The sequence below is a fragment of the Methanosarcinales archaeon Met12 genome (genome assembly GCA_002813105.2).
Classification (GTDB): domain Archaea; phylum Halobacteriota; class UBA148; order UBA148; family JAJOKI01; genus JAJOKI01.
Genome location: CP017966.2, coordinates 777623 through 791071, shown reverse-complemented (window position 1 = coordinate 791071; position 13449 = coordinate 777623). Strand labels below are relative to the sequence as shown.

Annotated in this window: 14 protein-coding genes; 4 read left to right on the top strand and 10 right to left on the bottom strand. The window is 41.9% G+C overall.

Annotation, left to right across the window (positions count from 1 at the left end; genetic code table 11):
• The first annotated feature begins 31 nt into the window (after positions 1-31).
• Complete coding sequence (locus BME93_05050; GenBank protein ID ATZ61817.2) at positions 32-1234, top strand: TrkA C-terminal domain-containing protein; 1203 nt, start codon at positions 32-34, stop codon at positions 1232-1234.
• On the opposite strand, the gene BME93_05045 is transcribed toward BME93_05050, so the two are convergent.
• From BME93_05045 to BME93_05000, 10 genes are all read right to left on the bottom strand, one after another.
• Positions 1211-1966, bottom strand: coding sequence for a sugar phosphate isomerase/epimerase (locus BME93_05045; GenBank protein ATZ61439.2), 756 nt, complete (start codon positions 1964-1966; stop codon positions 1211-1213). The two genes, BME93_05050 and BME93_05045, sit on opposite strands and share 24 nt — an antisense overlap.
• Entirely contained in the window at positions 1963-2352 is a 390-nt protein-coding gene (locus BME93_05040) for an RNA-binding domain-containing protein (protein ID ATZ61438.2), read from the bottom strand. The genes BME93_05045 and BME93_05040 overlap by 4 nt, the downstream gene beginning before the upstream one ends.
• Before the next feature lies 1 nt (position 2353).
• Positions 2354-2893, bottom strand: coding sequence for an AAA family ATPase (locus tag BME93_05035; protein ATZ61437.2), 540 nt, complete (start codon positions 2891-2893; stop codon positions 2354-2356).
• Between the two features lie 5 nt (positions 2894-2898).
• Positions 2899-3660 (bottom strand): anaerobic ribonucleoside-triphosphate reductase activating protein, encoded by a 762-nt coding sequence (locus tag BME93_05030; protein ID ATZ61436.2) that lies wholly within the window; start codon positions 3658-3660, stop codon positions 2899-2901.
• A gap of 270 nt (positions 3661-3930) precedes the next feature.
• Positions 3931-5193 carry a hypothetical protein gene (locus tag BME93_05025; protein ID ATZ61435.2) on the bottom strand — a complete coding sequence of 421 codons (1263 nt, stop codon included), beginning with the start codon at positions 5191-5193 and terminating at the stop codon, positions 3931-3933.
• A gap of 1 nt (position 5194) precedes the next feature.
• Positions 5195-6529 carry a hypothetical protein gene (locus tag BME93_05020; GenBank protein ID ATZ61434.2) on the bottom strand — a complete coding sequence of 445 codons (1335 nt, stop codon included), beginning with the start codon at positions 6527-6529 and terminating at the stop codon, positions 5195-5197.
• Between the two features lie 60 nt (positions 6530-6589).
• Positions 6590-7441 carry a site-specific DNA-methyltransferase gene (locus tag BME93_05015; protein ID ATZ61433.2) on the bottom strand — a complete coding sequence of 284 codons (852 nt, stop codon included), beginning with the start codon at positions 7439-7441 and terminating at the stop codon, positions 6590-6592.
• Between the two features lie 5 nt (positions 7442-7446).
• The gene (locus BME93_05010) at positions 7447-8091 is read right to left on the bottom strand and encodes a hypothetical protein (GenBank protein ATZ61432.2); all 645 of its coding nucleotides are present in this window, start codon (positions 8089-8091) and stop codon (positions 7447-7449) included.
• Between the two features lie 93 nt (positions 8092-8184).
• Positions 8185-10449 (bottom strand): anaerobic ribonucleoside-triphosphate reductase, encoded by a 2265-nt coding sequence (gene nrdD, locus BME93_05005; GenBank protein ATZ61431.2) that lies wholly within the window; start codon positions 10447-10449, stop codon positions 8185-8187.
• Positions 10450-10479: 30 nt separating this feature from the next.
• The gene (locus tag BME93_05000) at positions 10480-10734 is read right to left on the bottom strand and encodes a glutaredoxin family protein (protein ATZ61816.2); all 255 of its coding nucleotides are present in this window, start codon (positions 10732-10734) and stop codon (positions 10480-10482) included.
• Between the two features lie 149 nt (positions 10735-10883).
• Here BME93_05000 and BME93_04995 point away from each other — a divergent pair, with 149 nt between their 5' ends.
• From BME93_04995 to cca, 3 genes are read left to right on the top strand one after another with little or no spacing between them, the layout of a single operon-like run.
• Positions 10884-11477: a hypothetical protein gene (locus BME93_04995; GenBank protein ID ATZ61430.2), complete on the top strand. Its 594-nt coding sequence runs from the start codon at positions 10884-10886 to the stop codon at positions 11475-11477.
• A gap of 1 nt (position 11478) precedes the next feature.
• Positions 11479-12045 carry an RNA 2',3'-cyclic phosphodiesterase gene (gene thpR, locus BME93_04990; GenBank protein ATZ61429.2) on the top strand — a complete coding sequence of 189 codons (567 nt, stop codon included), beginning with the start codon at positions 11479-11481 and terminating at the stop codon, positions 12043-12045.
• Positions 12032-13363, top strand: a complete 1332-nt coding sequence (gene cca, locus BME93_04985) for a CCA tRNA nucleotidyltransferase (GenBank protein ID ATZ61428.2) — start codon at positions 12032-12034, stop codon at positions 13361-13363. The genes thpR and cca overlap by 14 nt, the downstream gene beginning before the upstream one ends.
• Positions 13364-13449 lie beyond the last annotated feature (86 nt).

Below are 13449 nucleotides of genomic sequence, written 5' to 3'. Positions count from 1 at the left end.
TTATTAATTCAAAGATGATTAATTGATTGATATGACCGAAGAAATCGACTATAGGCCGAAGAATGTAAAAGATATTTTGAAGGAGATGAAGGATACCTCAGAGCTAATGGTCGACCTGGCGTATTCAGCGGTTCTTTATGATGATGCAGATATTGCAGAGGAAGTGCTGAGATTAGAAGAGGAAATGACCATACTTGAGCATCACGCCAACATTGCGGCAATGCTCGGTGCCAGGGGAGTCGAAGAGGCGGAGGGGCTTTCAGGGGTCCTGCAGGTAGCTTCTGCTGCAGAAAAGATATCCAATGCGGCGGGAGACATCGCAAAAATCGTACTTAATAAATTAGGTCTCCCCCACGAGCTGAAGGCCGCAATTCCAGAGGCAGAGGAAACCGTCACGCGCGTTGCGGTCGAAAGAACATCCCCCCTTACAGAAAGATCACTCGGGGATTTGCGCCTGGAAACGGAAACCGGCATGAAAGTTATTGCGATTCGGCGCGACCACAACTGGATATATGACCCCAACAAGAAAACGGTCGTCATGGTGGACGACATCCTGTTCGCCAAAGGACATGACGAAGGCGTCGCCATTCTGTATGAATTGGCTACTGGAAAGAAATATAAGCCAACACCATCTGAGCCAGAAGCATTGTTAGACGATCTCGACAAGGCAGTAGACCTCATCATCGACATGAAGAACGTGTCCGAGCTGGCGGTGGGTCTCGCCTACTCCGCCGTGCTTTTTTACAACAAGGAGATTGCGCATGAGGTCGAGATATTGGAAACAAGGATGGATGAGATGAGATATGAACTCGAACATTGGGTGCTGGAATCTGCAAAACAAGTCGATGATGTGGATCGTCTAAGAGGGTTGCTCCACCTGGCCATATCATCAGAGATCATTTCAGATGCGGCAGATGAGATCGCAGATATAGTCCGAAGGGATATCGAACTTCATCCAATCTTTATGCTTGCGATAAGAGAGTCCGATGAGATCATCACCAACATAGAAGTGCGAGAAGGTGCAGATATCATCAACAAGACATTAGTAGAGTTGCAACTGGAAACGGAAACCAGCATGTTTATCATGGCAATTAGAAGGGAGAATAAATGGATATACCACCCAAGCGGGAGGACGATAATCAAAAAAGGCGACTCTCTGATCGCCAGGGGGACACGTGATGGCGAGGGGCGATTGATAGAGCTTTGCTCCTCAAAGCCTTCTCAAGTACTTTAGGCTCTCTCTACCCTCCTCGACGGTGCGCGCTTCGATGACAAACCTGCCTCTGTAATCCTTTAATTCCTTCATCACGGATGCCCAGTCGATGATGCCATGCCCGAGCGGAAGGTGTTCATCTGCCTTTCCACGATTGTCGTGTAGATGAACGTGTTTTGGTTTTAATTTTAGAAATCCACCCAATGTCCCAGTCAAGCTCGCATGCCCAACGTCGAAGGCGATGCCAATATTCTCCCTGTTTACATTCTCCACCATTCCGGCCAATTCCTCTGGCAATCTACCGAGTAAAAATTCGAGGTTGGGCATGTTTTCCACGCCAATCGTTATTCCAAACACCTCTGCGATGTCACATAGTTTCTGCATACCGATGATGTTTTGCTTCCAGGCTTCGTCCGGCAATTCCGCCCCCAGCGGTGAAAGATGTCCAGGATGCACGACCACCAAATCTGTAAATTCTCCCAGATGCCTTATTGCGCTGCCCATCTGCGCAATAGTCTCATCCCATATGCCTTGATTCAGGCTTGCAAGATTCAAATCAGAGAATGGAAGATGTGCTGTGAATTCCAGGTTCGTGCTCTCCTGCACTTCCTGTATTTTTTTGACGGTCGCCCTGGTCAGATATTGTTTTCCCTCGCCAACGATCTCCCATCCATTGAATCCAATATCCTCCAATTCATATGCCCAGTCAAATGGATTATTGACCAGTGCCAGTGATGAAAAGCCAATTCTCATTGCTTAGCCCCCTGTTCTATTCTTGGCGCCAGCCAGTATATCAATTCCTCTGTGTGCTCACACTCGATGGAGACATGGATATCCCCCAATGAACTCTCGCCAAAATTTGCCTTGCCTACGAATGCGACTTGTTTATTAAGCCTAAATTCGATTCTATTCCCACTTCTGCCATTGAAAAGTTCAGCCCTGACAGAATCCAGGATATTCTGTTTCATGAAAAGTTCGCGTAATTTATCCATGGAAGTGGTGCCGATTAGCAGACATTGTCGATTTGTGACGTCCTTGAACTCGAGTTGGGCATCTGGGAATATGTTGGTGATCGCCCTATTAACGCTTTCTACTAATTCAGTGGGGTGTACGGGTGCCGAGACCGTGGCCTTAAAAATATTAGATGCCTCCTAAAATGCTTTTAGCTTGTTTTTTAAACTCTTCCAGGGTTCCATCGTTATCCAGAGAAATGTCTGCTATGTTCATCGCTTCTGTTAATCCCCAGCGAAGTTCGCGCTCATCCTTCTGCTTGAACGATTCCCAGTTGGAAACATCATCTTCTCTTTTTCGAGCCATTGCCCTGTTGAACCTAATCTTTTGAGACGCCTCAATTGCAATCAATATAAATCGATTCCCGAATGCCTTTTCATATGCCTTTACCTCTGCTATGCCCCGTATACCGTCGATGACGACCGTGTCGCAGTTTGAGGGTGGAGTTTTCGAAATGAGAGATATGCATCGTTTGGCTACCGCATCCATCCCTTCATTTTTTCTCAGTTCATCTGCCACCCTTCCTACGTTCTCTTCGGTGATGTCGAGACCTCTTGCCTTAACCTCTGCCCGCACTACATCTCCCATCCTGATTATCGGGATGCCATGACATTGTAATACTTTAGCCGCCTCGGTCTTGCCTGACGCTGGCATCCCCACGAAACCCACTACTTTCAAATTAATTCCTCTCCAAATTCTTTTGTCCTAATTCGCACATCCCTCAGATATCTTTTTGCCATTCTACCCAATTCCAGCAGTTCATCTCTGTCCGGTGCATCATATTGCTTCAATTCTTCGCTCCGACCCTGCTCTGGTCTGCCCTGCTGGAGCACATATGGAATGTTTTTTCCATAAGAAGATACCTCCTCTGCAATCGCTTTGATATCGTTCTTGTCGCAGATCAGTCCCCTAAACACGGTAGTTCTGATTTCAAGATTATGGTCCCTGCATATCTCAAGCGACTTTTTAACCTGTGTCACAGCTTTTTTACCATCTGCCCCGGTTACTTTGCCATACAGTTTGGGGCTGAATAGAGGTGCCTTAACATCTATGAATATCTTATCCACTAACTTTGTGCCGATAAGTTCTTTAAGATGTTCAGGATAGTATCCATTGGTTTCGATACCAACCAGAAGGCTCTGCATTTTTGTAAATCCTGCCAGACGCTTTATTTGCTCGGGTTGCATCAACGGCTCTCCGCCAGAGAAGACGACGGCATCTATAAAATTTTTTGCCTTCTTGATTTGGCCCTCGAGATACTCGATGTCGACGAAGTTGTCCCCTTCGAGTATCGCATAATTTTGGCAATATGGACATCTAAATGGGCAACCCCTTAAGAATATAACCATAGACGCCTTTCCATACCACTCCACCGTTGATACTGGAACGACATCGCCAAGATTCACTTTAAATCCTTTTTTGTGTTCTCTTTTCATCAATGGACATCAATTAACATTTTGCGGATAAGAAGTTTGCTTCATGAATATCTGCTGTTAGGTGAAGTTGTCCTAGTGCTGTCCAGGTTCTCTCTTACCATTAAGATATGTTTTTCAACTCTAACAATTTTGAATCCGAGATATCGAGGATAAAAGAAGTTTTTGCGAAGCAAAAATTTGGGTGAGTGCCGTCAGGCACGAGCCTTTTATGCTGTGTTATACGCTGTTGGTCGCCATTCGTCATTGGTAAAATTATTCCTTGTAAAAACATTATGCCTCCGCTGCGCATAAAACTTGAATTACATCTGCTAAATACCCAGCCTTATTTTTCCCAGCAGGTAATATTTTATCTTCAAAAATGGGGGTATATTTATTAAGCAAGTAACTTACAATCGCATTAAGTTCGGTTTCTCCACACTCTGAATTTATTATGGCATCATACTTTATTCTCAAATCTCTATCTCTATTTAATAAACCCAAAAAGGTTGTAGTAAAATTCTTCTGATGCTTAAGTAACACGGCTCTTTCCTCAATGGTTATTAGTTGGGATAACCAAATATCATCGTATCTCAATAAAAGTAAATCGGATACCGGAAAACTTTTTCTAAAAAGCTTTAAAGTAATATCATTTCCGTATAAAGCACCTATCTTTACTTTTAGACTTGAATAACTCAACCCAAGTTCCATCTGTAAGTTCTCAGGATCTTCGTTAATTGTCTTTATTGTTGAACTTTGTTTTACCAGATTTTGCAGGTATTCAAAACCTTGCTTGCTTGAAGAATAAAATCCATTGGTTTTATCGCTCTGAACTGTTGCGGGATTATCGCCTGTATCAAACAAGACACCAATATATATTTCAAAGTTTTCAATACCAAAACTCTCAAGCAATTCTGCCAAAGAAAATTCTTTGTGACTTTTTCTAAACAATTTTTTATTGGACTTAAAATACTCTACAAAAATTCCAAACTTTTCAGAAGTCCAGATTTCTCGCCTTCCAGCCGTTCCCCCAGTATCTACTCTATTTTTAAGTTCAACCAACACCATCGTTTTTTCATCTTGTATAATGCTTCCTACATCAGTACTTACATCCCTATTACCCAACCAATCCCATTCAATTGTTCTTAAAATTTTCTTTTCCTCTGATGACAGACCTTGTTGAGTAAAGATTCCTTTCTTTTTATGAAGAGATGGATATTCCAACCAAAATGGAAATTTACTAAGTTCTATGTCAAGAGAGCAAGTTTCAAAAGACGAGGCTATTTTCTTTTCAATATACTTCCCCCTACCTCCTTGGCTGTGATGATAATACGAAGTAACACCTAATAAAGCCTCATAATATTCTCTAATTTCAGAAGGGACACTCAATAGCCCATCGTAAACTTTAGCTACAGGGTCAAAATCCTTAGCATTAACATCAATACATAACTCCTTAAAGTTTACCAGTATATTTTTATATGGTTCATAAAGTAATATCCGGCCAAGGTCTAATTTTTCTTTTACTTTTACACAAAGAAGATTCCTTTTTGTAATCATGTTATTTCCCCTTTTCACAAATTATTACACTTTCTCCTCTTATTGCCCTATTGCGAGCACCCAAGAGAGGATTGAATATTAACTTTTCAAATTTAAATCCTGCTTCTTCACAAAACTTTTTGGTTGTCATAGTTGTTGGTATCTTTTTCCCACTAACAGTACTATCCCCTATTATTATTGCGAGTTTACCACCAGGCTTTAATGCCCAGAAGATATTTTTTGTGGATTCTTTTAAGTCCTCATAATACATAGCAACCCTCGGAGGCAGTCCGTTATAATTATTTTTAGGGTATCCACTATTCTTCATTCCCAAATATTTTGATTCAATCTTTTTCATATCCGCACCTAAATAATCATAAGCAATCTTATCTTTCCCCACATAATCTATAGAAAAATAGTAAGGTGGACTCGTAATGCACGCATCAAACTTTTCTTCCATTTCACTCATATTTTTAAGTTCAAGTATATCCCCTTCTATAATTTGGGCAGGTTCAAATTTAAGTCCATATTTTTCTTTAATTTCCATAGTCTTTTTATAGCAGTCTCTTAGGTAATTCAATTTTTCAATAAAGAGACCTACCTTCCCTTTCCTGTTATATCTCGAAGTCCTTACAAAGGCGTCAACCGTATCAAAATATACTGCCAACATTAACTTATGAATTAAAGGGTCGGAATGTTCCCATCTTCTATTTTCTATTGCCTGCAAAATATCTTGTAGTTCCTTTGGTGCAAAACTCAATTTCTGGTCATCAATAAAAAGTAAATCATTTTTTAATTCTGATAAAACAATTCCCATTGGAGTAACATCTATCCCCACGCTTTTAATACCCATAAGAGAAGCCTCATGTGTAGCAGTTCCAGAGCCATTAAAAGGGTCAAAAAGTAGTGAATCATTATTTAATTTGAAGGCATTGATTAAAGTCCGTACAACTCTGGGATAAAATTTGCCTTTGTATGGATAAAGATTATGAAAAGCGTATGCATTAGTATCACCAAATTTATCCACTAATTCGGTATAAAGGGTTGTTTTTCCTTTTACTTTTTCAAGATGGGCAATTCTTAATCTTATATAGTCCTCATCTCCTTTTAAATTAACCACTCTATTTACTGGATCAATTTTATATTCGTCAGTTAAACCTTGTAATTCCAAATCTAAAAACTCCAAATCAGCCAATGTTTGCATCCAGAAACCAAATATAGTGTCCCCTTTGGGAAGAATATAATTTGCGAATTCCTTAGCGTAAACCTCCATTATTTCTTCATAAGATGAGAATTCATATGTTCCAAACATTGTTGTTTGTCTTGTTTGTTTTTGGGGGAAGGTTTTTTCAGTCATATTTCATTATCTCCTTTATCAATATTTAATTTCGCCAATGACATCCTCATTTTATTTTTTCTACTTCGCTACTAAATATTCTTTCTGTTCTTCAAGAAATTTTAGCTGCGTTTGGATATTGTTGATCTCATATTTTTTCATATTCAGACGATATTCTTGTTCAATTTTCCCTTTACTTAACCTATCAAGAATCATTTTGTAATACTTTTCATCAATTTCAGCTGAGATATATTGTCTGTTGAGCACCTTACAGATTTCTATTTCGGAACCACTCCCACCAAATAGAACCAAAACAATATCTTTTGGCATAGTGCAGGATTTAATTAACATTTCAGACATTTTTTGAGGAATTTGGCAAGCGTGAAATGTTTTCTCTTTGCTTACATTTTTGACCAAATCAAAATAGAACCAGTCATAAGGCATTCTTCCTTTTGAGCCATTGGCTAAGTTTTGTAAAATTCGTTTATCTGTTGGGTTTTTATAGGGGACTGCCACATTTTCTTTATAAAATTTGTTATCCTTTGTCCTTCTACAATGTAGTATGCTTCTGTGGGCAGTAGTAAAGCGATTGGGGGAGTGTCCTACATTTGTATTATAAACCCAAACATAATCCGAAACATCATAACAACCATTATCCAGATATTTAACACGCAAATATGCATTTTGTCTGGGATAGTTGATTAAAAATATATTACCGTCGTCCTTGAGAACCCTAATAGATTCTTTTGCTAATTCAATGTACCACTCGATATATTCATCAAAAGTTTTGGTATAAGATTTATCACCGTACTTTATACCAACATTATAATCTGGATCGCCATAAATCATATCAACACATTTATCAGGCAACTCTTTTAAGAGTTCCATGATATCTTTTAGAAAGACTTTGTTCAAGTACTTTTCTATTGTCATAAGGTTTACCCCTTGCTTGGTATCCATTCAATACCACACTTTCTCATGAAACTTTTTAATCTATCAGGATTTTTTACTTTTTCTAATGCCTCTTTGAGCCTATTATCATCTGTTTCTTCTGAGACATACCTAAGGAAATTAAATAAAAACGCCCGTCCTTCATTATCCCAATAAACGATATCTTCCATAATAAATAGCCATTTCACAACTTTCAGAATGACCTCAACTTTTGCACCTGTTTGGAATGATTTATCCATATCGGGATAACTTGACAATATCTTATCAGCATCACTTTCTAAACAATCATATATCTGGGTAATTGCATTCAATACCTCCCCAAATTTCTGTAGATTCTTTTGTTTCTTCTTTCTTAAATCTGTAGCTATTTCTATATGGCTTCCTTTCCCGAGTCCCAGATTTGTAATTACCCCTACTTTAAAATCAAAATTCTTTTTATGTCCAGGTCTAACGATAAAAAGTTGTTCATCCAGTAGATTTTCTACAGGATATTGGAATATTACATCTCTTCCTTTCTTGCGATACTCTGTCTTAATGAATGTATTAACAACCTTTTGTACTATTTTATGACGAGCTAGTGTTCCTTTAATCTCAATCATTTTCCCTGTAATGATAATCTTTTCTTTTTTCATGTTTTCATTTCCTCCCTAAGCCGACCAATTGGCGTATAACTCATATTAACTTCCACAGGATTTTAAAATTAGCTGGAGTTGGAAGCTCAGAACCTAAATATCATACCTCTTCCTATCCATTAACTCCTGTTTTTTAGCAGCGTTCCATCCACTGACTGCCTGAATATACCCGGTAACGCGCGACAGGTGCTCAATATTCGTGGAGTTGCAGTTGGGGCACTCATCTTTCAGTCCAGAGGCGACATGAAAATCATCCATGCATACCGTCATGTCCTTCGTGAACGCAAAATAGCCCACCTGCGTATTCTTCGCTATTTTCATTGCAAAACTCTTCAGTCCAGCAGGGTCAGGCGCACCTTCGCCCATCCATATATGAAGGATGTTCCCGCCATCGACTATTGGGAAGAATACGTGTTCGATGCCGATTCGGTCGATGATGGAGATATCTGCACCGAGGGGGACATGGGTGCCATTGGTGTAGTAGATGGGCAGGTCCCTTGTCTCCTTCATCATCTCCTTCGCCTTTTTTAAATTCCCTTTAACGACTTGCTCAGCGCACTTATTATATTCGTCATGCAGGGTATCTGACACTGCAAATCGTTGAGCAGTCATCTCCGCAGGTGTCCGTGCCAATACGATATTCATGCCGCATTTTTCAATTAACTCCTTGACATATAATTCCATTTCCGTCAACGCTCTTACTGCAAGCTTTTGCGCTTCTACAGACTCATGCAACTGCTTGCCCAGATGATGCTGGACCATCTCGTTGATGCCCACGACACCGATGGTATAGACGAGGCCTTCAATATATACGGCAACATCGCCCCTCTTGCCTGTAACGGGATCCTTTGGACGCTGGGTGACAAACGGCATCCGATTATTCTTGATTATAATGTCCATCCATTTTTTCTTGACTTTGAACAATTCGACGGAAACATCCATCAACCGTTTCAATTCATTAAATAGCTTAGCGTCATCATGGTCGGCTTTATATGCTGCCCTTGGACAGTTGAGCGAGATGACCTGCCACCCACCCATGGAGAAATGTTTACCGTCTCTGAAGTACAGCTTATTCTCGAATTCATCGTCCTCCTCATTAGAAGAGAACTGATAGGCGCAACACTGATAACACGAAATGCCCTTTCCAGCGCCCCTGTATGCTGGCAGCTGGTTATCGAAGTACGGCGACCCATATTTTGCCGCCAATTTAAATGCGAGATAGTACAGTTCGTCATAGGTCGGCAAATCTGGATGCGATTTGTTGAATTTCTCATCCTCCTCCATGAAATCCGGTTCGATGGATATCTCTGGTTTTGGGAAGTTGAATGGCTTGCCCCAGTAATCCCCCTGCAACATCACGTTAATCATCGCCTTGAATGCCAGCCTCACCTCTCGTTCAAACTCCCCATATGTGCGCAGGGGTGCCTGTTCTCCATCCCATAGCCTGCCTTGGTATACGACGGGCTTATCTCGCCAGAGCTTCGGGACGCCTGGAGATAGTTGCACTGAGGAGAATACCAGCTGGCCCCCTCTGGCGACCATCATCTGTGTCATCTCGTAGATGAACATCTGTACCAACTGTTCGATCTCCTCGTAGCTCTTGTTTTCAAAATAAGGCGCCATAAACGTCAGAAAATTATAGAAGCCCTGCCCTCCTGCGAAATTGGTCTGTGCCGACCCAAGTGCTTTCACAGCGTGCAGTACGGCAACTTCTGCCTTCTTTGCCGGACCTGCAACGCTTGCCTTGGTGCCAGAGCCGTCTGGCATCAGCCCGTAATAAAAGAAATATCGTAGGTCCCAGTCTTGACAGAAGCCCCTCGTGCCGAAATACTCTAAATCATGTATGTGAATGTCGCCATTCAGATGTGCATCAGCCAGATGCGGCGGCAGCAACAGCAGATACTGTTCCTTGGAAATCTTGTCGGCCTTCTTCTTGTGAGATGTCTCGGCATTATCCTGCAGATTTGCATTTTCGTTAACCTCGAAACCATTGCCGATATCGATCAGATGGGCATCATATACTGGTGTGCCGACGCGCGTGGAGACGTTTCGCCACTCCTGGTGATACTCTTCCAGTAAAACGTTGTTTACGAGCTCTCTTACGAGCGGACCGGATAGGTGGGTTATACCCATCATCCTTATGCGTTTCTCTACTTTTTTTGCAACATCTCGAGCAGTCTCTTCGTCAATTCCTGGAATCTTATAAAATTCCTCGCTGAGTTTTGTCTCCTTTATCAACTGATTGACAATGGCTTCTCGGTCCCAATCAAGTATGTGCCCATCAGATGTTCTGACTTTGGGCATTGCTGGCACTTCTGCGCCTTCAAGTGTTTTTTGTATTATGTTAGCCTTAGCCATATCAGAGCACATGTTACCTCCTTGTATCATCTATGGAACGAAAAAATCGTCTCCTACCTGCAGTACTGGTGCGGTTAGGGTGAATATTCCGTTCATTCTTAATTCGGTTAGCGCTTCGGGGGTGGACATATCTACCTCCCCATATCGAATTCCATACGACCTCAACAAGCGCTTCAGTTGCTCACACCTTGGACAATTTTCAGTGGAGTATACCTTGACGTTGTTGATTACACCTAAGCCGCGTCTGGCGAGAGCATCTAGTTTAGAGGTGTCATCGTCAGCCATCAATAAATCCCATCAACATCATGTAGTTTATGTGCTTTAAAACTTTTTAACATCAGACTTGGTCATAAAAAATAGAAAGTTTTATCAAACCTGATAACAATAAAAGAACATTCACCTGTATTTGTTACCAATTAGATTTTGAGGAAGATATGGAACAAAAATTCTATGAAATGTTAATTAAAATGCTTGAGAAAGGGCAACTATCGATCAGTGGAATAACCCGCCAGTTTAAAAAACAGGGGTATGACCAGCATAGATTGATCATCACAGGATATCTAAGGGCACTCAGAGATTTGGAGCATGTAATGGAGAAAGATATTCCTCCATCCAAAGTATACTCCCTCGCTCATTCATCCCCATCGTCATCCAAATATTACAAAGACATATATGCGCTTGTAGGGGAGCGTATAGCCAAGTTAGACCCTGATAGGCGCTTTGCGGTGGGAGTGTATGTGCTGTCGACGCTTTTTCACCGGCCTTGTTTCAAACATGAACTGAAATTGGCAGGACTACCTCCCATGACGACCGAATGGACCAGGGAGTGTGATAAGTCAAATCTGAAAGAATATCGTCAGGCTGTAAAGCGGATTAATATTCCTTCGGACGATCCAGCCTATGAATTTGTCGATAAAAAAAATAATCCAATTACTGAAATCGGGGCTGAGGTCTTATGTGGTATCACCAGAGAGGTCATGGACCTCGATGGCCTGTACATAAAGTACCAGCAGATGAAGTTGGGATAAAGTGATTCGAGCATTTATTGCAGTGGATTTTCCAGAGGATATCCAGAAGGAAGTGGCAGACATCCAGCGGCAATTCGTAGACTATGGTGTGAAGCTGGTGGACCCCAAGCTAATTCACATCACCATCAAGTTTCTCGGTGACATCGATGATGAACAAGTTGACGCGATAAAAAATGCCCTCCAGAACGTCCACCACTCCCCTTTTGATGCAGAAATAAATGGGATTGGGGTTTTTCCGGATGTGAATCACATCAACGTCATCTGGGTAGGGGTAAGCCCTTCAATTTCACGGCATTTCGAAAAACTGCACAGTGCAATAGAAGAAGCACTAATGCCTTTAAAAATTCGAGCAGATAATCGCAAATTCACGGCACATGCGACGCTGGCAAGGGTTAAGCGACTTTCGCCAGCGCAGAAACGATCCCTGATAAACGCCATCCGGGAATTCTCCGACATCTCACTCGGGCGGATGAGAGTTGACCATATTAAGCTAAAAAAGAGCACGTTGACATCAGATGGGCCAATCTACGAAACCCTATTGGAGGTAAAACTTGATGACCGGCGATAAAATATGTTCCACTGTCCTGAAGGAAATAGTGCCTGGCGAAGGTGAAAAAAAAGCGTTGCTGGAATTTGCTGAACATATCATATCTCGCATCGATGAGGCCGCAAAAGAGCTTGGCGTTGATGCGCATGGACTGTTGGTCGGCTCAGTTGCAAAAGGTACATGGATATCTGGTGACCTGGACCTCGATATATTTATAATGCTCCCTGAAACGATTTCAGAGGAAGAAATGGAGTCGCTGGGACTCCAAATCGCCAAGAGGGTTGCAACTAAATACGAGGAGCGGTATGCAGAACATCCATACCTAAAGGCATTCTTCGGGGGCTATGCTGTCGATCTGGTCCCATGCTTTAGCGTTTCCAATCCGGCATCGATCAAATCTGCGGTGGATAGAACGCCGTTCCATAACGAGTACATAAAAGCCAGAATCAATGGGCTGGAAAATGAGGTACGACTGCTCAAACAGTTCATGAAGGGCATCGGTGTTTATGGTGCAGAACTCAGGACGATGGGCTTTTCTGGATACCTATGCGAACTATTAGTCCTCAAATATGGGTCGTTCCTGAACGTGCTGCAAAGTGCAAAAGGGTGGCGGCGAGGGGTCATTATTGGCATAGAAGACCATAAAGGCCATGAGCATGATGCTCCCCTGGTCGTCATCGATCCAGTGGACCCATCGAGAAATGTCGCTGCTGCCGTCTCACTGGATAAGTTTTGTATGTTTATCGATGTATCGCGCACGTTCCTGAAAACGCCAGACATTAGTTTCTTTTTCCCACCAGAGGTCAAACCCATGACCGATGATGAGCTCGTCGATGAATTGAAGCAAAGGGGCATGGATGTATTTGCCATCGTGTTCAAGGCGCCGGATGTTGTGGATGATGTGCTCTATCCGCAATTGTATAAAGCGCTTAAATCCATAGAAGAACTGCTCCACCGAAATGATTTCAGGGTATTTCACGGCGACGTGTGGTCCAATTCCAACTCGGTTATCCTGCTGGAGATGGAAATAGCAAGACTGCCCCCTATCAAAATGCACATGGGGCCTCCTGTTGAATCGGTTACGCACGCCGAAAAATTCAAAGCGAAACATGCAAACTGCCATCCTTACATCCGCTCTGGGAGATATGCCGTCGAGATACCGAGGAAGTACGCCGATGTGAATGCCCTGTTGAAATCTGAATTGCAGACATGTAGCCTGGGGAAGCACGTGTCAGAGGCGATTGAGAACGGCTATCGCGTGTTGAAGAATGCGCAAATTATCAAAATAGATGATGAAGAATTCAGGGTTTTTCTAAGGAAGTATTTTAGGAAAAGATAGGCGAATGAAATGACGATATTAGAATCAAATGTTGAAGGTCAGATATCTATAGTTCTGATATAATCTTCAAGCAGTATCTTCCCACC

Excerpts from the sequence above, each read along its gene's own strand:
- BME93_05050 (ATZ61817.2), top strand. The coding sequence starts at position 32 with ATGACCGAAGAAATCGACTATAGGCCGAAGAATGTAAAAGATATTTTG.
- BME93_05045 (ATZ61439.2), bottom strand. The coding sequence starts at position 1,966 with ATGAGAATTGGCTTTTCATCACTGGCACTGGTCAATAATCCATTTGAC.
- BME93_05030 (ATZ61436.2), bottom strand. The coding sequence starts at position 3,660 with ATGAAAAGAGAACACAAAAAAGGATTTAAAGTGAATCTTGGCGATGTC.
- BME93_05025 (ATZ61435.2), bottom strand. The coding sequence starts at position 5,193 with ATGATTACAAAAAGGAATCTTCTTTGTGTAAAAGTAAAAGAAAAATTA.
- BME93_05020 (ATZ61434.2), bottom strand. The coding sequence starts at position 6,529 with ATGACTGAAAAAACCTTCCCCCAAAAACAAACAAGACAAACAACAATG.
- BME93_05015 (ATZ61433.2), bottom strand. The coding sequence starts at position 7,441 with ATGACAATAGAAAAGTACTTGAACAAAGTCTTTCTAAAAGATATCATG.
- BME93_05010 (ATZ61432.2), bottom strand. The coding sequence starts at position 8,091 with ATGAAAAAAGAAAAGATTATCATTACAGGGAAAATGATTGAGATTAAA.
- nrdD (ATZ61431.2), bottom strand. The coding sequence starts at position 10,449 with ATGGCTAAGGCTAACATAATACAAAAAACACTTGAAGGCGCAGAAGTG.
- BME93_05000 (ATZ61816.2), bottom strand. The coding sequence starts at position 10,734 with ATGGCTGACGATGACACCTCTAAACTAGATGCTCTCGCCAGACGCGGC.
- BME93_04995 (ATZ61430.2), top strand. The coding sequence starts at position 10,884 with ATGGAACAAAAATTCTATGAAATGTTAATTAAAATGCTTGAGAAAGGG.
- cca (ATZ61428.2), top strand. The coding sequence starts at position 12,032 with ATGACCGGCGATAAAATATGTTCCACTGTCCTGAAGGAAATAGTGCCT.